This window comes from Pseudomonas frederiksbergensis (assembly GCF_001874645.1).
GTDB lineage: Bacteria > Pseudomonadota > Gammaproteobacteria > Pseudomonadales > Pseudomonadaceae > Aquipseudomonas > Aquipseudomonas frederiksbergensis_B.
Genome location: NZ_CP017886.1, coordinates 4,427,349 through 4,444,548, shown reverse-complemented (window position 1 = coordinate 4,444,548; position 17,200 = coordinate 4,427,349). Strand labels below are relative to the sequence as shown.

Annotated in this window: 15 protein-coding genes and 2 pseudogenes; 8 read left to right on the top strand and 9 right to left on the bottom strand. The window is 59.9% G+C overall.

Features of this window, described 5'->3' with window-relative positions; all coding sequences use genetic code 11:
• Window positions 1–31: 31 nt before the first annotated feature.
• Window positions 32–1,081, bottom strand: coding sequence for a DUF2066 domain-containing protein (locus tag BLL42_RS21245; protein ID WP_174553336.1), 1,050 nt, complete (start codon window positions 1,079–1,081; stop codon window positions 32–34).
• A gap of 385 nt (window positions 1,082–1,466) precedes the next feature.
• Here BLL42_RS21245 and purM point away from each other — a divergent pair, with 385 nt between their 5' ends.
• The 4 genes from purM (at window position 1,467) to BLL42_RS21225 (ending at window position 4,431) form a co-directional block, all read left to right on the top strand.
• Window positions 1,467–2,525: a phosphoribosylformylglycinamidine cyclo-ligase gene (gene purM / locus BLL42_RS21240; RefSeq protein ID WP_071553891.1), complete on the top strand. Its 1,059-nt coding sequence runs from the start codon at window positions 1,467–1,469 to the stop codon at window positions 2,523–2,525.
• 23 nt (window positions 2,526–2,548) lie between these two features.
• The gene (gene purN, locus BLL42_RS21235; RefSeq protein ID WP_071555813.1) at window positions 2,549–3,199 is read left to right on the top strand and encodes a phosphoribosylglycinamide formyltransferase; all 651 of its coding nucleotides are present in this window, start codon (window positions 2,549–2,551) and stop codon (window positions 3,197–3,199) included.
• Between the two features lie 8 nt (window positions 3,200–3,207).
• Window positions 3,208–3,921, top strand: a complete 714-nt coding sequence (locus BLL42_RS21230; RefSeq protein WP_071553889.1) for a DUF3108 domain-containing protein — start codon at window positions 3,208–3,210, stop codon at window positions 3,919–3,921.
• A 330-nt stretch (window positions 3,922–4,251) separates the two neighbouring features.
• Window positions 4,252–4,431 (top strand): hypothetical protein, encoded by a 180-nt coding sequence (locus tag BLL42_RS21225; RefSeq protein WP_071553887.1) that lies wholly within the window; start codon window positions 4,252–4,254, stop codon window positions 4,429–4,431.
• Window positions 4,432–4,506: 75 nt separating this feature from the next.
• On the opposite strand, the gene BLL42_RS21220 is transcribed toward BLL42_RS21225, so the two are convergent.
• The 7 genes and pseudogenes from BLL42_RS21220 to BLL42_RS21190 form a co-directional block, all read right to left on the bottom strand.
• Window positions 4,507–5,046, bottom strand: coding sequence for a DUF2058 domain-containing protein (locus BLL42_RS21220; RefSeq protein WP_071553885.1), 540 nt, complete (start codon window positions 5,044–5,046; stop codon window positions 4,507–4,509).
• Window positions 5,047–5,071: 25 nt separating this feature from the next.
• A complete protein-coding gene (gene mazG, locus BLL42_RS21215; RefSeq protein WP_071553883.1) occupies window positions 5,072–5,905 on the bottom strand; it encodes a nucleoside triphosphate pyrophosphohydrolase in 834 nt (277 codons plus the stop codon).
• 117 nt (window positions 5,906–6,022) lie between these two features.
• Window positions 6,023–8,266: a GTP diphosphokinase gene (gene relA, locus BLL42_RS21210; protein WP_071553881.1), complete on the bottom strand. Its 2,244-nt coding sequence runs from the start codon at window positions 8,264–8,266 to the stop codon at window positions 6,023–6,025.
• 123 nt (window positions 8,267–8,389) lie between these two features.
• Window positions 8,390–9,742 (bottom strand): 23S rRNA (uracil(1939)-C(5))-methyltransferase RlmD, encoded by a 1,353-nt coding sequence (rlmD, locus tag BLL42_RS21205; RefSeq protein WP_071553879.1) that lies wholly within the window; start codon window positions 9,740–9,742, stop codon window positions 8,390–8,392.
• Window positions 9,742–10,644 carry a cysteine synthase CysM gene (cysM, locus tag BLL42_RS21200; protein WP_071553877.1) on the bottom strand — a complete coding sequence of 301 codons (903 nt, stop codon included), beginning with the start codon at window positions 10,642–10,644 and terminating at the stop codon, window positions 9,742–9,744. The genes rlmD and cysM overlap by 1 nt, the downstream gene beginning before the upstream one ends.
• Before the next feature lie 143 nt (window positions 10,645–10,787).
• A pseudogene (locus tag BLL42_RS21195) lies at window positions 10,788–11,501 on the bottom strand (sensor histidine kinase); the annotation flags it as partial.
• A gap of 16 nt (window positions 11,502–11,517) precedes the next feature.
• The gene (locus BLL42_RS21190; protein ID WP_071553875.1) at window positions 11,518–12,240 is read right to left on the bottom strand and encodes a response regulator transcription factor; all 723 of its coding nucleotides are present in this window, start codon (window positions 12,238–12,240) and stop codon (window positions 11,518–11,520) included.
• 217 nt (window positions 12,241–12,457) lie between these two features.
• Here BLL42_RS21190 and BLL42_RS21185 point away from each other — a divergent pair, with 217 nt between their 5' ends.
• From BLL42_RS21185 to BLL42_RS21170, 4 genes and pseudogenes are all read left to right on the top strand, one after another.
• Complete coding sequence (locus BLL42_RS21185) at window positions 12,458–15,208, top strand: response regulator (RefSeq protein ID WP_071553873.1); 2,751 nt, start codon at window positions 12,458–12,460, stop codon at window positions 15,206–15,208.
• A 116-nt stretch (window positions 15,209–15,324) separates the two neighbouring features.
• A pseudogene (locus BLL42_RS29780) lies at window positions 15,325–15,453 on the top strand (2-hydroxyacid dehydrogenase); the annotation flags it as partial.
• A 208-nt stretch (window positions 15,454–15,661) separates the two neighbouring features.
• A complete protein-coding gene (locus BLL42_RS21175) occupies window positions 15,662–16,096 on the top strand; it encodes a hypothetical protein (protein ID WP_071553869.1) in 435 nt (144 codons plus the stop codon).
• Complete coding sequence (locus BLL42_RS21170) at window positions 16,096–16,500, top strand: META domain-containing protein (RefSeq protein ID WP_071553867.1); 405 nt, start codon at window positions 16,096–16,098, stop codon at window positions 16,498–16,500. Before BLL42_RS21175 ends, BLL42_RS21170 begins: the two co-directional genes overlap by 1 nt.
• 129 nt (window positions 16,501–16,629) lie before the next feature.
• Here the strand turns inward: BLL42_RS21170 and BLL42_RS21165 are convergent, their stop codons facing one another.
• Complete coding sequence (locus BLL42_RS21165) at window positions 16,630–17,097, bottom strand: TlpA disulfide reductase family protein (protein ID WP_071553865.1); 468 nt, start codon at window positions 17,095–17,097, stop codon at window positions 16,630–16,632.
• Window positions 17,098–17,200: the final 103 nt, after the last annotated feature.

Sequence of the window (17,200 nt, the reverse complement as noted above, 5' to 3'; positions counted from 1 at the left end):
CACTCCAGCTTCTATATAAGGAAAGAAAAATCTACCAACGGAAACTCAACTGCGCTTTGGGCGCGGGTGCCGGGGCAACTGCAGGTGCCCCACCGCCAACCGAAGGCAGAACCGATGCAGGCGCAACACCCGCCGACACCTCTTGCAACTTCGCCAGACTCAACTGCGCTCGCAGTTGATCGGCACTGCCATTGACTCGATACACGATCCGGTCGCCCTCGACACTTTGCAGGTGTGCACCAAATGGTTCCAGCAAGCGCCCCAGCACCGCGTAGCGCTCCAGATTCATGCCTTGCACCTCAAGCAACTGCTCGGCGGACGTTCCCGGCCTGGCGACAAAACGAGACGCCAGGCGCTGACTCACCGCCAGCAACACCGCATCGGCAATCGCCGCACTATCGGCCCCCTGCACACTGCCTTGCTCGCGCTGATCACCCAGCCATAAATGCCACTTGGCCTGCCACTGACCGCCCTCTTCCCGCGCATGCACGGCCAACAGAGCGTCCGCGCCGTAACGTTCAGAGATGCCATGCAGCGGCGCCGGATCGTTGCCTTCAAGATGCGGCGCGGTGGCGACGATCTGCTCATTCAGGTCACCCATCGGCAGGCGCAACGGCAGCCCCCGATGCTGGGCGGCACGCCGCAACGGCGCAGCACTGGCCTGACCGTCGCCCACCAGGCTTGAGCCTTCGGTCGAATCGTTCAGCCACCAACCGAGAATCGACGGCCGATTGGCGCTCCACAAGGCCAGGCCCGCCTGACGCAGCGCCCGATCGGTACTGGCCGGATCGAAATCGACTTGCAGGCTTTCCGGCGGCCCGGCATCGTAGCCATATCGGCTGATGATCTGCTGCGGGTCCTTGCGAATCGCCGCCAGCCCCGGGTTCTGTGCAGCCTTGGCGTCACCGGTCAGACGCAGCACCAGGGTTTCCAGCGCACGCTGGGTGGCCTGATCGCGCTCCTCCGGGGTCTGGCTGCTGACCGGCTCGCGCACTTGATAGAGACCGTTAACGGTTTGGGCATGACTCGCCAGGCTGACCAGTGACAAACAGCCCACAAAAAGTAATTTACACAAACGCATGGAGGATTCCCGACGACAAAAAGCGGCTGGAACAGACCGCATGAACAGACATGAGCAAGGCTGTGACCACGCGCCCAAGCAAAACATTCACGCAATCGATGGAAGTTTTCACTCTGTCATAACGATAGCCGGTTAACGGCTATACCTTATACAGCCACGAGCGACGTCACCAGCACCGGCATTTTCGGTTTTTTTAACGCGATATGCCTCTGCCCGTCGGCCCGAGGATGGCCGCTGCCCCTCAAGCCTGATAAAATCGCGCGCCTTCGTAGACCGGCAACGGCTGGGTACTCTGAAATGCTTGCGCGGCAATCGCGCCACACGTATTTCAGCGCACTCGCCGAACTCGGTCGTTACCCCTGAATCCCCCCTAAAGGCCTGGATCATGAGCAAGCAACCCTCCCTGAGCTACAAGGACGCCGGTGTAGACATCGACGCCGGTGAAGCATTGGTCGAACGCATCAAGAGCGTCGCCAAGCGCACTGCGCGCCCGGAAGTCATGGGCGGCCTGGGCGGTTTCGGCGCCCTCTGCGAAATCCCGGCTGGCTACAAGCAGCCCGTGCTGGTATCCGGCACCGACGGCGTCGGCACCAAGCTGCGTCTGGCGCTGAACCTGAACAAGCACGACAGCATCGGCATCGACCTGGTTGCCATGTGCGTCAACGATCTGGTGGTCTGCGGTGCCGAGCCGCTGTTCTTCCTCGACTACTACGCCACCGGCAAACTGAACGTCGACACCGCTGCTCAAGTCGTCACCGGCATCGGTGCTGGCTGCGAACTGTCCGGCTGCTCGCTGGTTGGCGGCGAAACCGCTGAAATGCCAGGCATGTACGAAGGCGAAGACTACGACCTGGCCGGCTTCTGCGTGGGCGTGGTCGAGAAGTCGGAAATCATCGACGGTTCGAAAGTCGCGGCTGGCGATGCCCTGCTCGCCCTGCCGTCTTCCGGTCCTCACTCCAACGGCTACTCGCTGATCCGCAAGATCATCGAAGTGTCCGGTGCAGACATCGAAAACATCCAGCTCGACGGCAAGCCGCTGACCGACCTGCTGATGGCGCCAACCCGTATCTACGTCAAGCCGCTGCTCAAGCTGATCAAAGACACTGGCGCTGTCAAAGCCATGGCCCACATCACCGGTGGCGGCCTGCTCGACAACATCCCTCGCGTTCTGCCAAAAGGCGCTCAGGCCGTGGTTGACGTAGCGAGCTGGACCCGTCCGGCGGTGTTCGACTGGCTGCAAGAGAAAGGCAACGTTGACGAAACCGAAATGCACCGCGTGCTGAACTGCGGCGTTGGCATGGTGATCTGCGTTGCCCAGGAACACGTTGAAACCGCGCTGAACGTGCTGCGTGAAGCCGGTGAGCAGCCTTGGGTCATCGGCCAGATCGCTACCGCTGCCGAAGGCGCGGCCTCGGTCGAGCTGAAGAACCTCAAGGCACACTGATGTACGAGCGGATGCAAGAGCAGATGCCCGTCACCTGTGATGTGGTGGTGCTGTTGTCCGGCACCGGCAGTAACTTGCAGGCCTTGATCGACGACGCGCAGAACGCGGACAACCCTGTGCGCATTCGCGCGGTGATCTCGAACCGCGCTGATGCCTACGGCCTTCAGCGCGCCAGAGACGCGGGTATCGACACCCGCACCCTGGATCATAAGGCTTTCGAAGGTCGCGAGGCCTTCGATGCCGCCTTGATCGAACTGATCGACGCCTTCCAACCCAAGCTTGTGGTACTGGCCGGCTTCATGCGCATTCTCAGCGCTGATTTCGTCCGTCACTATCAGGGTCGCCTGCTTAATATCCATCCTTCGCTGCTACCCAAATACAAAGGGTTACACACTCATCAGCGAGCGCTGGAAGCCGGCGACACCGAACATGGCTGCAGCGTGCACTTCGTCACCGAGGAACTCGATGGCGGACCACTGGTCGTACAGGCAGTAATACCGGTAGAGTTGCACGATTCGCCGCAAAGTCTGGCGCAACGGGTTCATACCTGCGAACACCAGATTTACCCGATGGCCGTACGCTGGTTTGCCGAGGGCCGACTGAGCCTTGGCGAACAGGGTGCTTTACTGGATGGTCAGTTACTCGCGACCAGCGGTCACTTGATTCGAAACTAGGAGATTTTATGCGTCGCGCCCTGCTCTTCGCTTGTGCTCTGTTCGCTCTGCCCCTTGCGCAGGCGGCAGACCTTCAACCGTTCTCCGCCAGCTACACCGCCGACTGGAAGCAGCTTCCGATGAGCGGCTCGGCCGAACGCAGCCTGTCGAAAAATGACAACGGCTCCTGGACCTTGAATTTCAAGGCTTCCATGCTGGTCGCCAGTCTGACCGAGGAAAGCACCCTGAAGCTGGACAAGGACGCCTTGCTGCCTCAGTCATATCGCTTCGAACGCGGCGGTCTGGGCAAAGCCAAGAAGGTCAATCTGGACTTCGACTGGACCACCAAGATGGTCACCGGTACTGATCGCGGCGATCCGGTCAAGGTACCGCTCAACACCGGCATGCTGGACAAGTCCACTTACCAACTGGCCCTGCAGCGCGATGTAGCAGCCGGCAAAAAAAGCATGAGCTACCAAGTGGTCGAAGGTGAAGACACAGACACCTACGACTTCCGCGTGATTGGCCAGGAGAAAGTCCAGACCAAGGCCGGTTCGGTTGATGCGATCAAGGTTGAACGTGTTCGCGACCCGACACAGAACAAGCGCATCACCGAAATGTGGTTCGCCAAGGACTGGGGCTACATTCTGGTAGCCCTGCGTCAGGTCGAGACCGACGGCAAGGAGTACAACATCATGCTCCTGGACGGTACGGTCGACGGCAAGGCTGTCAAAGGCAGCTGAGTTGGATCGAAGTGAAGAAGCCTCGCAATTGCGAGGCTTTTTTTCGCCTTCAAATTGAAAAGATCGCAGCCTTCGGCAGCTCCTACAGCAAACATCGATCCGCGTAGGAGCTGCCGCAGGCTGCGATCTTTTGATCTCAATACATGAAACCTTTGTCATGAAACTCAACGCCCTGCGACCGAATGTCACGGCCTGTAAGGGCTGCGGGATTTTTCCAATTCCTGCAAAAGACCATTACCGAACGAAGGCATTTACTTAGCAAGCTAACAAAACATATAACAAAGGCCTGCACACGCCTTGCTGCAGATCAATTGAGATTGGAGCCAGCAGATGACTGTAAAAGTAACTGAACGCGACGATTCACATAAATCCCACGAAGGCGTAGCCGCCGGTATCCGGATTTGGGACGTACATCAACAAGACATGCTGGTGGGAATGTTCCACTCCGAGAGTGATGCCCACAGCTATAAGGCCGAACTGGAAAATCTAGAGCAGAAGCGCGAAGCCTGAACGCTGAAATTACAGACTTGGAAAACCACAAACCCCGCTCATGCGGGGTTTGTCGTTGTGGCAGCCTTTAAAGGCTTACCACATCAGATCGTCAGGGATCTGATAGGCCGCGTACGGATCGTCTGCATCGACTTCTTCGGTCTGGGTGTTCAGTTGCACGATGCGCTGTGGATCGCGCTCCTGGATCTTCAGGGCCGCTTCACGGGGGATCACTTCGTAGCCGCCCGCGTGATGCACGATCGCCAGGGAGCCGCTGCTGAGCTTGTTGCGCATCAGGGTGTTGACAGAGATGCGCTTGACCTTCTTGTCGTCAACGAAATTGTAGTAGTCCTCGGTGGTCAGCTTCGGCAGGCGCGAGACTTCGATCAATTGCTTGACCTGAGCGGCGCGGGCCTTCTGTTCGGCCTTCTCCTGCTGCTGGCGATTGAGTTCCTGATCGCGCTTGACCTTCTCGGCCATGGCCTCCTGGGCCGCACGCTGCTGGGAGTCATCGAGTTCGATCTGACCTTTATGGGCCAGACGTTGCTGCTTCTGCTTGTCTTTGCCGACCTGTTTGGCCTGCTTTTGGTTGACCAGCCCTGCTTTGAGCAACTGGTCGCGAAGGGAAAGGCTCATGGTGCTTACTCACTTAGGCAACAGCTCAGCCGCAGCTGGGCAAATTCTTTTCCTGACGTTTGGCTTCGCCCCACAAGGCGTCCAACTCTTCGAGGGTGCAATCTTCCATGGGACGGCGGGTGTCGCGCAATGCCTGTTCGATAAATCGGAAGCGTCTTTCAAACTTGCTGTTGGCACCGCGCAATGCGGTTTCTGGATCAACCTTGAGGTGACGCGCCAGGTTGACCACGGAAAACAGCAGATCGCCGACCTCGTCACTGATGGCCGCCGAGTCGTTATCCGCCATGGCTTCGAGCACTTCATCAAGCTCTTCGCGGACTTTATCGAGCACCGGCAACGCGTCCGGCCAGTCGAAACCCACCTGCCCCGCACGCTTTTGCAGCTTGGCAGAACGGGACAGCGCCGGCAGCGCCGCTGGAACATCGTCAAGCAAGGACAACTGCTCAGGGGCCTGGGACTTCTCGGCCCGCTCCTCGGCCTTGATCTCTTCCCAACGCTGTTTGACCTGCTCTTCACTGAGCCGCGGGATATCCTGCGGCGCGTAAAGATCGCTGGTCGGGAATACGTGAGGATGACGACGAATCAACTTGCGGGTAATGCTGTCGACCACGCCATCGAACTCGAAACGCCCCTCTTCCCGCGCCAGTTGGCTGTAATACACCACCTGGAACAGCAGATCACCCAACTCACCCTGCAAATGATCGAAGTCGCCGCGCTCGATGGCATCGGCCACCTCGTACGCTTCTTCCAGGGTATGCGGGACGATGGTCTGCCAGGTTTGCTTGATATCCCACGGGCAGCCGAACTGCGGATCCCGCAGCCGGTTCATCAAATGAAGCAAGTCTTGAAGGCTGTACATCAATAAATCTCGCTCAAACGCGGCTCTGCGCAGGCGCTGCCGAAGGCTGCGATCTTTTGATTTTCAAGAGCAAGATCAAAGGATCGCAGCCTGCGGCAGCTCCTACGAGGGTTCGGGTCACGGGGTACGGTTACGCCGGGTTTCAATGATGTTCGGCAATTGGGAAATACGCCCCAACAACCGCCCCAATGCGTCCAGCCCCGGAATCTCGATGGTCAGGGACATCAACGCGGTGTTGTCCTCTTTGTTCGAACGGGTATTGACCGCCAGCACGTTGATCCGCTCATTGAGCAGCACTTGCGACACGTCACGCAGCAGACCGGAACGGTCGTAGGCACGAATGATGATGTCCACCGGATAGGTCAACACCGGCACCGGGCCCCAGCTGACCTGAATGATCCGCTCTGGCTCGCGCCCGGCCAGTTGCAGCACCGACGCGCAGTCCTGACGGTGAATGCTGACGCCACGGCCCTGGGTGATGTAACCGACGATCGCATCGCCCGGCAATGGCTGGCAGCAGCCGGCCATCTGGGTCATCAGGTTACCGACGCCCTGGATCTGAATGTCGCCGCGCTTGCCGGGCTTGTAGCCGGTGGCTTTGCGCGGGATCAGTTCCAGCTGTTCGTTGCCGCGTTCCGGCTCGACCAGTTGCTGCGCCAGGTTGACCAGTTGCGCCAGACGCAAATCGCCGGCACCCAACGCGGCAAACATGTCCTCGGCGGTTTTCATGTTGGCCTTGTCGGCCAGCTTTTCGAAATCCACCTGCGGCAGACCGAGGCGATTGAGTTCGCGTTCGAGCAGGGTTTTACCCGCCGCGACGTTCTGGTCGCGCGCCTGCAATTTGAACCAGTGAACGATTTTCGCCCGTGCCCGCGAGGTGGTGATGTAGCCCAGGTTCGGGTTCAGCCAGTCGCGGCTCGGCGTGCCGTGTTTGCTGGTGATGATCTCGACCTGCTCACCGGTCTGCAGGCTGTAGTTGAGCGGGACGATTCGTCCGTTGATCTTCGCACCACGGCAGTTGTGACCGATTTCGGTGTGCACGCGGTAAGCGAAATCCAGCGGTGTGGCGCCTTTTGGCAAGTCGATCGCGTGACCGTCGGGGGTGAAGATGTATACCCGGTCCGGTTCGATGTCGACCCGCAACTGTTCCGCCAGACCACCGATATCGCCCAGCTCTTCGTGCCACTCGAGCACCTGACGCAGCCAGGAGATTTTCTCTTCATAGTGATTGGAACCGGATTTGACGTCGGTGCCTTTGTAGCGCCAGTGCGCGCAGACGCCCAGCTCGGCCTCTTCGTGCATCGCGTGGGTGCGGATCTGCACTTCCAGCACCTTGCCTTCAGGGCCGATAACCGCAGTGTGCAACGAACGGTAGCCGTTCTCTTTCGGGTTGGCGATGTAGTCGTCGAACTCTTTCGGGATGTGCCGCCACAAGGTGTGGACGATGCCCAGCGCGGTGTAGCAGTCGCGCATTTCCGGCACCAGCACGCGCACCGCACGCACGTCGTAGATCTGGCTGAACTCCAGCCCCTTGCGCTGCATTTTGCGCCAGATCGAATAGATGTGTTTGGCCCGGCCGCTGATGTCGGCATCGACGCCGGTGGCCTGCAATTCGCTCTGCAACTGGTTCATCACATCACTGATGAACCGCTCGCGATCAAGACGTCGCTCGTGCAGCAACTTGGCGATCTGCTTGTATTGGTCAGGCTCAAGGTAACGGAAAGACAAGTCCTCCAGTTCCCATTTGATATGACCGATGCCAAGTCGGTGAGCCAGCGGTGCATAAATGTCGAAGACTTCCCGGGCGACCCGGTTGCGCTTTTCGTCATCGGCGGTTTTCACCGCACGGATCGCGCAGGTGCGCTCGGCCAGTTTGATCAGCGCGACGCGGACGTCGTCGACCATGGCCACAAGCATCTTGCGCAGGTTTTCCACCTGGCCCTGAGAGCCCAGCACCAACGACTGGCGCGGGCTCAGACTGGCACTGATCGCCGCCATGCGCTGCACGCCATCGATCAGTTTGGAGACCACCGGACCAAAGCGCTGGCTGACGGCTGGCAGTTGGATCTGACCTTCGCGTACGCCACGGTAAAGGATCGCCGCGACCAGCGAATCCTGATCGAGTTTGAGGTCGGCGAGAATCTCTGCGATCTCAAGGCCCGTACGAAAACTCGACGTACCTTCGGACCAGAGATTCTTCGCTGCGTTGTCCTGCTGTTCGGCCTGACGAGCGAACTCGCAGGCTTCTTTCAAGGCTTCACGATCCAGTGCCGGATCGACACTGACCGCATGATCGAGCCAAGCCTCGAGATTGATACTGCCGTCGGTATTGATCGGCTGGTGTGCTCTCACCTGTACCATCTTGCTTACCTTCCCTACGACGCAGATTCAATGCGTCAAATCGCTGACCTTCGTTGCTCATGCGCCCTCGCTGGGCTGACGCGGCTGATGCATGAGCGGTCTGGTCGGACCCGACGAGCCATCCTAGCTCGCTTCAAATAACGCCATGGCCTCGACATGTGCCGTCTGAGGAAACATATCGAGGATCCCGGCACGTTTTAACCGGTAGCCCTGCTTGATCAATTCGACCGTGTCGCGGGCCAGAGTTGCCGGGTTGCACGACACATAAACCAAGCGCTTGGCACCCAGCGATGCGAGCGTGCGCACCACCTCGAAAGCACCGTCGCGCGGTGGGTCCAAGAGTACCGCAGAAAAGCCCTCGCTGGCCCATTTGGCATCAGCCAAAGGCTGGGATAAATCGGCCTGAAAAAACTTCGCGTTATGCAGATTGTTGCTAGCGGCATTCGCGCAAGCACGCTCGACCATGGTCTGCACGCCTTCCACCGCCACCACTTCACGGACTTTCTGCGCCAGCGGCAAGGCAAAGTTACCCAGGCCGCAGAACAGATCGAGCACGCGCTCGTCAGCGGCAGGCTTCAGCCATTCCAGCGCCTGGGCGATCATCGCTTCGTTGACCCCGGCGTTCACCTGAATGAAGTCACCCGGGCGATACGCCAGCTCAAGATTCCATTGTTCAAGTCGGTAACCCAGCGCCTGATCGGCATCGACCGGTTGCGGCTCGCCTTCGCCATGCAGCCACAATTGAGCATCATGGAATGCGCAGAATTCCTTGAGGATGGCCAGGTCGTTTTCAGACAGTGGCGCCATGTGGCGCAACAGCAAGGCCAGGGATGAACCGGCGAACAATTCCACATGACCCAACGCCTGAGGCTTGCTCAAACGCCGGAGCATTTCCGGCAAGCAGCTCATGATCGGCTGCAAGGGCTGTACCAGCACCGGGCAATCATTGATGCCGACGATGTCCTGACTGCCGGCGGCGCGAAAACCGACTTCGAGTTTTTTCGCCTTCACGTCCCAGCGAACCGCCACCCGGGCGCGACGTCGATAGGCGAATTCAGGACCGCTCAAGGGCGCTGCCCACTGCTCGGGTTCGACACCCGCCACCCGCGACAACTGCTCGGCGAGCATGCGCTGTTTCAGGGCGAGCTGTTCGTTGTGGGGCAAATGCTGCACGCTGCAACCACCGCAGCGCCCGGCATGGGCACACGGCGCCGGGCGACGCAATTCACTGGCGACGAAGACGCGCTCGGTGCGCGCCTCGACAACTTTGCCATGGGCACCCAGGACTCGCGCCTCGACTTCTTCACCCGCCAAAGCGCCAATGACGAACCAGGTACGACCTTCGAAAAACGCGATACCGCGACCGTCATTGGCCAGGCGCTCAATGGTCAGTCGCTGCTTTTTGCCGGTCGGGACTTGCGGGGCCTTGCTGCCGCCAGTGGGTTGGAAGCGCAGGCCTCTCTCTTGCTTGGCCATCAGTTGGGCGCGTCGAAAATGCCGGTCGACAAGTAACGGTCGCCACGGTCACAAATGATCGCGACCATCACCGCATTTTCAACTTCTTTGGACAAGCGCAGCATCGCTGCCACGGCCCCGCCCGAGGACACACCACAGAAGATGCCTTCTTCGCGCGCCAGACGACGGGTCACGTCTTCGGCTTCGCTTTGGGCCATGTCGACGATCCGGTCAACCCGATCGGCTTGATAGATCTTCGGCAGGTACTCCTGCGGCCAGCGACGGATACCCGGAATCGCCGAGCCTTCCATCGGTTGCAGACCGATGATCTGCACCGCGGTGTTCTGCTCCTTGAGGTAACGCGAAACCCCCATGATGGTGCCCGTGGTCCCCATGGAACTGATGAAATGAGTGATGGTGCCCTCGGTCTGGCGCCAGATTTCCGGGCCGGTGGTGGTGTAATGCGCCTGCGGGTTGTCGCCGTTGGCGAACTGGTCGAGCACCTTGCCACGGCCGTCAGCCTGCATCCGCTCGGCGAGGTCGCGAGCACCTTCCATGCCCTCTTCCTGGCTGACCAGAATCAGCTCGGCGCCATAAGCGGTCATCGCAGCCTTGCGTTCGGCGCTGGAGTTGTCAGGCATGATCAGGATCATCTTGTAACCCTTGATCGCCGCGGCCATGGCCAGGGCAATCCCGGTGTTACCGGAGGTCGCCTCGATCAATGTATCGCCGGCATGGATCTGCCCACGCAGCTCGGCACGGGTAATCATCGACAGCGCCGGACGGTCCTTGACCGAACCCGCCGGGTTATTACCCTCGAGCTTGAGCAGCAGGGTATTGCTGGTGGCGCCGGGCAGGCGCTGCAAACGAACCAGCGGAGTGTTGCCGACGCAATCGGCGATGGTTGGGTACTGCAAGGTCATGGCGTATTCGCAATCCAGACTGCGGGGGCGCCCATCATACCGGCAAACGTGCGCAGGCCATATCACGCAAAGTATGGGGCTTATGCATTAAGGGAATAAGCAGACTCAGATCGCTCCCACGCTCTGCGTGGGAACGATCAACCCTAAAGATCTGCCAGCAACCGCATATTCAGCCGTAACCCGTGCCCTGCATTCTCCGCCCACAAGCATCCGCCCTGACGCTGCACCGCGTTGCGCGCGATGCTCAGGCCCAGACCAAAGCCGCCATTGCCCTGCCGCGCGCCGTCGAGTCGGGTGAACGGATCGAAAATACGCTCCAGGTCGTGTTTGGCGACACCGCCGCCCTGGTCTTCGAGCCACAGCTGCCAATAATCGCCGTCGCGCTGTCCGTCGAGACGCACGCTGCCACCGCTCGGAGAATGGCGGATAGCGTTGCGCAGAATGTTTTCCAGCGCCTGGGCCAGGGTGTTCAGATTGCCGCGAACCCAGCACGAAGCATCCACCGCGCAGTGCAGTTGCTCAGCAGGCCAACCGCTTTCGTAGCAGGCGTTTTCCGTGAGCATTTCCCAGAGGGCCTGAATCTGGATCGCCTCATCCGGTAATGGCGAGCATTCGGTGTCGAACCAGGCCAGTTGCAGGGTGTCTTCTACCAGCCGCTGCATGCCATCGACTTCGCGACCGATGCGCTCGCGCAGTTGCAGCAGGTCCTCTTCGCTTTCGCTGGCCACCCGCAGACGGCTCAACGGTGTGCGCAGTTCGTGAGACAAGTTGCGTAGCAGTTGCTGCTGCACAGCCAAGTTGCTTTGCAGGCGTTCGGACATTTGATCGAAAGCGCGGGCCTGTTCATCCAGGTTGTTCAAAGGCACCACCCGATCAAACCACTTCATCAAGAGCACTCAATACATAGCCCTTGCCCCAGACCGTGCGCACTTCGCACTCGATGTAGCCGATGGCCTTGAGTTTGCGGCGGATCTGGCTGATGTGCATGTCCAGGCTGCGGTCGTGGGGTGCGTAGCCGCGCTGCAACACCTGCTGATAAAGGAAGGCCTTGCTGAGCACTTCATCGCCATTGCGGTTCAGGGTTTCCAGCAGCCGGTATTCGCTGCGGGTCAGCCCGGCCCACTGCTCAGCATAATGAACATCACACCGTTCATCGTCGAAACGCAGGCGGTGAACGTCGCCGTTGAACGAGGGCGGCACAGGCCGACGCTCCAGGTCCACCCGTCGCAGGATGGCTTCGATACGCACCCGCAATTCGGCCATGCTGAAAGGCTTGGGCAGGTAGTCGTCGGCGCCCAGACGAAAACCGCTGATGCGATCCGCTTCGGCGCCCAGTGCCGACATCAGCAGCACCGGGGTGGAATCGCGGGTCCGCAGATCGGTCAATACCGCCAAGCCATCCATACCTGGCAGCACAATATCCATCAGCACGACATCGAAGGTGTGCTCACGAGCAATCGCCAACCCTTCCTCGCCGTTCTGGCACCAGGTCACCTGAAAGCCACAGCGCCCCAGATGTTCATGAACATAAGCCCCCAATACAAGGTCGTCTTCAATCGCCAGGATACGAGGGGAGCCAACAGATACGGGATTCATTAGCTTCTGCAAGTCATTCTCAATCACTGATTATTCAAGATTGCCCGGCAGTGAGCAACCCACGAGTTTCGTCGCAGCCCCCGAGACCTTTAAACCGTCACAAATCGCTGGGTAATTTGCCGAGATTGCCCGCATGCAAATCGCTACACTGCGCAGGTGCTGCGTGCCGGATGCACGCATAGGCCATCTATAAACAGCGTGATAGCAGGAGAGTGACGTGCTGAAAAAACTGGGGATCAAAGGTCGCGTCATGTTGTTGACCTTGTTGCCGACCAGCCTGATGGCCTTGGTTCTGGGCGGCTATTTCACCTGGATGCAGCAGTCCGACCTGCAAACCCAACTTCTGCAACGCGGCGAAATGATCGCCGAACAACTGGCACCCCTGGTCGCCCCGGCCATGGGCCATCAGAATGACGACCTGCTGGAACGCATCGCGACCCAGTCACTGGAGCAACCGGACGTGCGTGCTGTGTCGTTCCTGGCGCCGGACCGCACGCAACTGGCGCACGCCGGGCCGCTGATGCTCAACCAGCCGCCCACCGGCGACAGCACGCATATGCTGCAACGCACTGGCAACGACGCCACCCGTTACCTGCTGCCGGTGTTTGGCAGGCATCGCAACCTGGCCGGCGATCTGATCCCCGATGAGTCCGATCGCTTGCTGGGCTGGGTCGAGCTGGAACTCTCCCACAACGGCATGTTGCTGCGCGGTTACCGCAGCCTGTTCGCCAGCGTGCTGTTGATCGCCGCAGGTCTGGTCGGCACCGCGCTGCTGGCATTGCGTATGGGGCGCACCATCAATACACCGCTCAACCTGATCAAGCAGGCCGTGGCGCAACTCAAGGACGGTCATCTCGAAACCCGCCTGCCACCGCTCGGCAGCCAGGAGCTGGACGAGTTGGCCTCGGGCATCAACCGCATGGCCAGCACCCTGCAAAATGCTCAGGAAGAATTGCAGCACAGCATCGATCAGGCCACCGAAGACGTCCGGCAGAACCTGGAAACCATCGAGATCCAGAACATCGAGCTGGACCTGGCGCGCAAGGAAGCCCTGGAAGCGAGCCGGATCAAGTCCGAGTTCCTCGCCAACATGAGCCACGAGATTCGCACGCCGCTCAACGGCATCCTCGGTTTCACCCACTTGCTGCAAAAAAGCGAACTGACGCCGCGTCAGCTCGACTACCTGGGCACCATCGAAAAATCCGCCGACAGCCTGCTGGGGATCATCAACGAGATTCTCGACTTCTCGAAAATCGAGGCCGGCAAACTGGTGCTCGACAGCATTCCGTTCAACCTGCGCGATCTGCTCCAGGACACGCTGACCATCCTCGCCCCGGCCGCCCACGCCAAACAGCTCGAACTGGTCAGCCTGGTTTACCGCGACACCCCGCTGTCGCTGGTCGGTGACCCGCTGCGACTCAAACAGATCCTGACCAACCTTGTGAGTAACGCGATCAAGTTCACCCGCGAAGGCACCATCGTCGCCCGCGCCATGCTTGAAGAAGAACACGAAGACAGCGTGCAACTGCGCATCAGCATTCAGGACACCGGCATCGGCCTGTCGAATCAGGACGTACGCGCATTGTTTCAGGCCTTCAGTCAGGCCGACAACTCGTTGTCCCGACAACCCGGTGGCACGGGCCTGGGACTGGTGATTTCCAAGCGGTTGATCGAGCAGATGGGTGGCGAGATTGGCGTCGACAGCACGCCGGGGGAAGGCTCGGAGTTCTGGATCAGCCTGAGCTTGCCGAAAACCCGCGACGATGCCGAAGACTTGCCAGCACCACCGTTGCTCGGACGGCGCGTTGCGGTGCTGGAGAACCACGAACTGGCACGCCAGGCCTTACAGCATCAACTGGAAGACTGTGGTCTTGAAGTGACACCGTTCAACACCTTGGAAAGCCTGACCAACGGCGTCACCGGCGCCCATCAGACCGAGCAGGCGATTGACCTCGCGGTGCTGGGCATCACTTCCAACGACATGCCACCGGAGCGGCTCAATCAGCATATCTGGGACCTCGAACACCTGGGCTGCAAAGTGCTGGTGCTGTGCCCGACCACCGAACAGACGCTGTTCCATCTCTCGGTGCCCAACCCCCACAGCCAATTGCAGGCCAAGCCGGCCTGCACCCGCAAGTTGCGTCGGGCGCTGTCGGATCTGGTCAACCCGCGCCAGTTGCGCAACGAACCGGGCGAACCGGTTTCCAGCCGCGCGCCCAAAGTACTCTGCGTCGATGACAACCCGGCCAACCTGCTGCTGGTGCAGACGCTGCTTGAAGACATGGGCGCCAAGGTGCTGGCAGTCGAAAGCGGTTATGCGGCGATCAAGGCCGTGCAGACCGAAGCCTTCGACCTGGTGCTGATGGACGTGCAGATGCCGGGCATGGACGGGCGTCAGAGCACCGAAGCGATTCGCCAATGGGAAAGCGAACGGCATTGCACGCCGCTGCCGATTGTCGCCCTCACCGCACACGCCATGGCCAACGAAAAACGCGCCTTGCTGCAAAGTGGCATGGACGATTACCTGACCAAACCGATCAGCGAACGCCAACTGGCGCAGGTGGTGTTGAAGTGGACCGGGCTGGCCCTGCGCAATCACGGTCCGGAGCGAGCCGACGCCTATGGCAACACCAGCGACCTGCTGGTGCTCGACCCCGATGAAGGCCTACGCCTCGCGGCTGGCAAAGCCGATCTGGCGGCCGACATGCTGGCGATGTTGCTGGCTTCGCTGGAAGCCGACCGCGAGGCGATTCGCGTCGCCCGCGAAAGCAATGACCAGAATGCCCTGATCGAACGGGTCCACCGCCTGCACGGCGCGACGCGCTATTGCGGCGTTCCGCAGTTGCGCGCGGCCTGTCAGCGCAGTGAAACCCTGCTCAAGCAACAAGACCCCAAAGCCCTGGTGGCGCTGGAGGAACTTGAACGGGCAATCAACCGACTGGCCTCGCAAGCGCGTATTGGCGCTTGAGCCCGCTCAATGGCGCGGCGGTCGTTGAGGGTTAAACTCCGTAGCAGCAACTGTCTTCATCGTTCCCACGCTCTGCGTGGGAACGATGAATGACGTGAGATTTCCAGGAGGACACGATGCGCACGATTCTCTTCAGCAGTCAGACGTACGACCGCGACAGCTTTCTTGCAGCCAGGTTGCCCGCCGGTATCGAGTTGCACTTCCAGTCTGCGCGCCTGAGCCTGGACACGGCGGCGCTGATCGACGCACTGAAAAACGGTCAACTACCAGACCCTCCTGACCCACGAAGCGTTGGCCGCAATCGCCACGACCACCTTGCAGAACATCACCGACTGGGCCGCTGGCACACCACACAATCAGGTCGAAGGCTGACTGGGTCTGATCGAAGGTTGCATCCATGGGCCATGCCTGATTCTTTCGCGTGCTAGCATATCGCGCATATTTGGAGGACCCATGGTCGAACACGATTTCCGCTACAGCCTGATGAACCCGCAACACACACTGACCGAATGCCGCGCGCTGACGCCGGGGCGTTATCAAGTCACCGGCAACGGCGGCTCGATCCGCGCCGATGACGTGTTATTGGTAACCCTCAAGGGCAGCAAGGACTTGTCCATGCGCCTGACCGTTGAAAACGTTCGCCACCTGCTCAAGCCCATGGGCCAGTGGGTTGCCGTGGCCAGTGGTCCGGTGTTCGGCGAATTGGCGATTCACAACTGGCAAGTGAACTGCGATAGCTGCACCAAAGAGCTGAGATTCGAGTTCGCGGTCGACGCCAAGCTGGGCAACAAGGCAGAAAAACCGGCCGCCACCGCACGGATTGCCGAGCTGGGCTGGACCACATCCGGCGAGAAGCACCTGTGCCCGAAATGCCAGGAGCCTGCGTAATGAAACACCTCGTTCTGGCCGCGATGGTGGGTGTCAGCCTGCTGGGCTGCGCCGCTGAGCCGGTGCAATTGCAGCAGGATCGCAGCTATGTCCTGGAGTGGATCGGCGAACGCCCACTGATTGACTCCAGTCACCTGACCATCACCCTGGGTGAAGACGGTCGAGCTTATGGCAATGGTGGCTGCAACCACTGGTTCGCGCCCTACACGCTGGACGGCGACAAGCTGAGCTTCGGCAAAGTCGGCAGCACCCGTAAAATGTGTGCACCGGCGTTGATGGAACAGGAAAAACGCTTCCTGCAAGCGCTGGAAACCGTGCAGCGCTGGGACATTTCACCGATCGAGCAAATGCGCTTCTGGCCCGCTGAAGGCAAGCCGCTGCGCTGGTGGCTTGAAGAGGGTTAACCCTCCCTCTTCCAGCCAAAAAAGATCGTCCGAACGCGGCCCGAACCTTCGGCAGCTCCTACAGACATCGATCCATGTAGGAGCTGCCGAAGGTTCGGGCCGCGTTCGGACGATCTTTTCAGTAGCGCCTCAATTCATTGCCTGCAACGCCTTGAGCTTCGCCATCACCCCCGCGGCCGTCTGCTCACCCATCAACTGCTCGCGCACCTTGCCCTTGTCATCGACGATGTAGGTCACCGGCAGCGCCTCGCTGCGCGGCAATTCGAAGCGGTCGGCCGGGTCCTGGGCCAGCACGGTGAACTTGATCCCGAGCTTTTCACTGGCGCTCTTGAGCTCTTCGCCCTGCACATTGTCGAAATTGACCCCTAACACACCAATCTTCTGACCTTTGAGCTGTTCAGCCAACGCGTTCAATTCTGGAATCTCGGTACGGCACGGGCCACACCACTCGGCCCAGTAATTAAGTACAAACCATTGGCCATCCAACCGCTCGGACGCCACTTTCTGTCCCAACTGATCGGTGCCGTAGTCATAGCCACAGCCGCCAAGCAGCAAGGTTGTGAAGAGGGCCAATGCTGCTGTCAGTCGCCTTGTCATGGGATCATCCTTACTCAAAAAAATAAGTTCTGCTGCGACCCATCGCCTCTCAAGGTTCAGGACTGCTCGCCGCACAGGTAGAATAGCCGCCACCTTACGCAAG

Excerpts from the sequence above, each read along its gene's own strand:
- BLL42_RS21245 (WP_174553336.1), bottom strand. The coding sequence starts at position 1,081 with ATGCGTTTGTGTAAATTACTTTTTGTGGGCTGTTTGTCACTGGTCAGC.
- purM (WP_071553891.1), top strand. The coding sequence starts at position 1,467 with ATGAGCAAGCAACCCTCCCTGAGCTACAAGGACGCCGGTGTAGACATC.
- purN (WP_071555813.1), top strand. The coding sequence starts at position 2,549 with ATGCCCGTCACCTGTGATGTGGTGGTGCTGTTGTCCGGCACCGGCAGT.
- BLL42_RS21230 (WP_071553889.1), top strand. The coding sequence starts at position 3,208 with ATGCGTCGCGCCCTGCTCTTCGCTTGTGCTCTGTTCGCTCTGCCCCTT.
- BLL42_RS21225 (WP_071553887.1), top strand. The coding sequence starts at position 4,252 with ATGACTGTAAAAGTAACTGAACGCGACGATTCACATAAATCCCACGAA.
- BLL42_RS21220 (WP_071553885.1), bottom strand. The coding sequence starts at position 5,046 with ATGAGCCTTTCCCTTCGCGACCAGTTGCTCAAAGCAGGGCTGGTCAAC.
- mazG (WP_071553883.1), bottom strand. The coding sequence starts at position 5,905 with ATGTACAGCCTTCAAGACTTGCTTCATTTGATGAACCGGCTGCGGGAT.
- relA (WP_071553881.1), bottom strand. The coding sequence starts at position 8,266 with ATGGTACAGGTGAGAGCACACCAGCCGATCAATACCGACGGCAGTATC.
- rlmD (WP_071553879.1), bottom strand. The coding sequence starts at position 9,742 with ATGGCCAAGCAAGAGAGAGGCCTGCGCTTCCAACCCACTGGCGGCAGC.
- cysM (WP_071553877.1), bottom strand. The coding sequence starts at position 10,644 with ATGACCTTGCAGTACCCAACCATCGCCGATTGCGTCGGCAACACTCCG.
- BLL42_RS21190 (WP_071553875.1), bottom strand. The coding sequence starts at position 12,240 with ATGAATCCCGTATCTGTTGGCTCCCCTCGTATCCTGGCGATTGAAGAC.
- BLL42_RS21175 (WP_071553869.1), top strand. The coding sequence starts at position 15,662 with ATGGTCGAACACGATTTCCGCTACAGCCTGATGAACCCGCAACACACA.
- BLL42_RS21170 (WP_071553867.1), top strand. The coding sequence starts at position 16,096 with ATGAAACACCTCGTTCTGGCCGCGATGGTGGGTGTCAGCCTGCTGGGC.
- BLL42_RS21165 (WP_071553865.1), bottom strand. The coding sequence starts at position 17,097 with ATGACAAGGCGACTGACAGCAGCATTGGCCCTCTTCACAACCTTGCTG.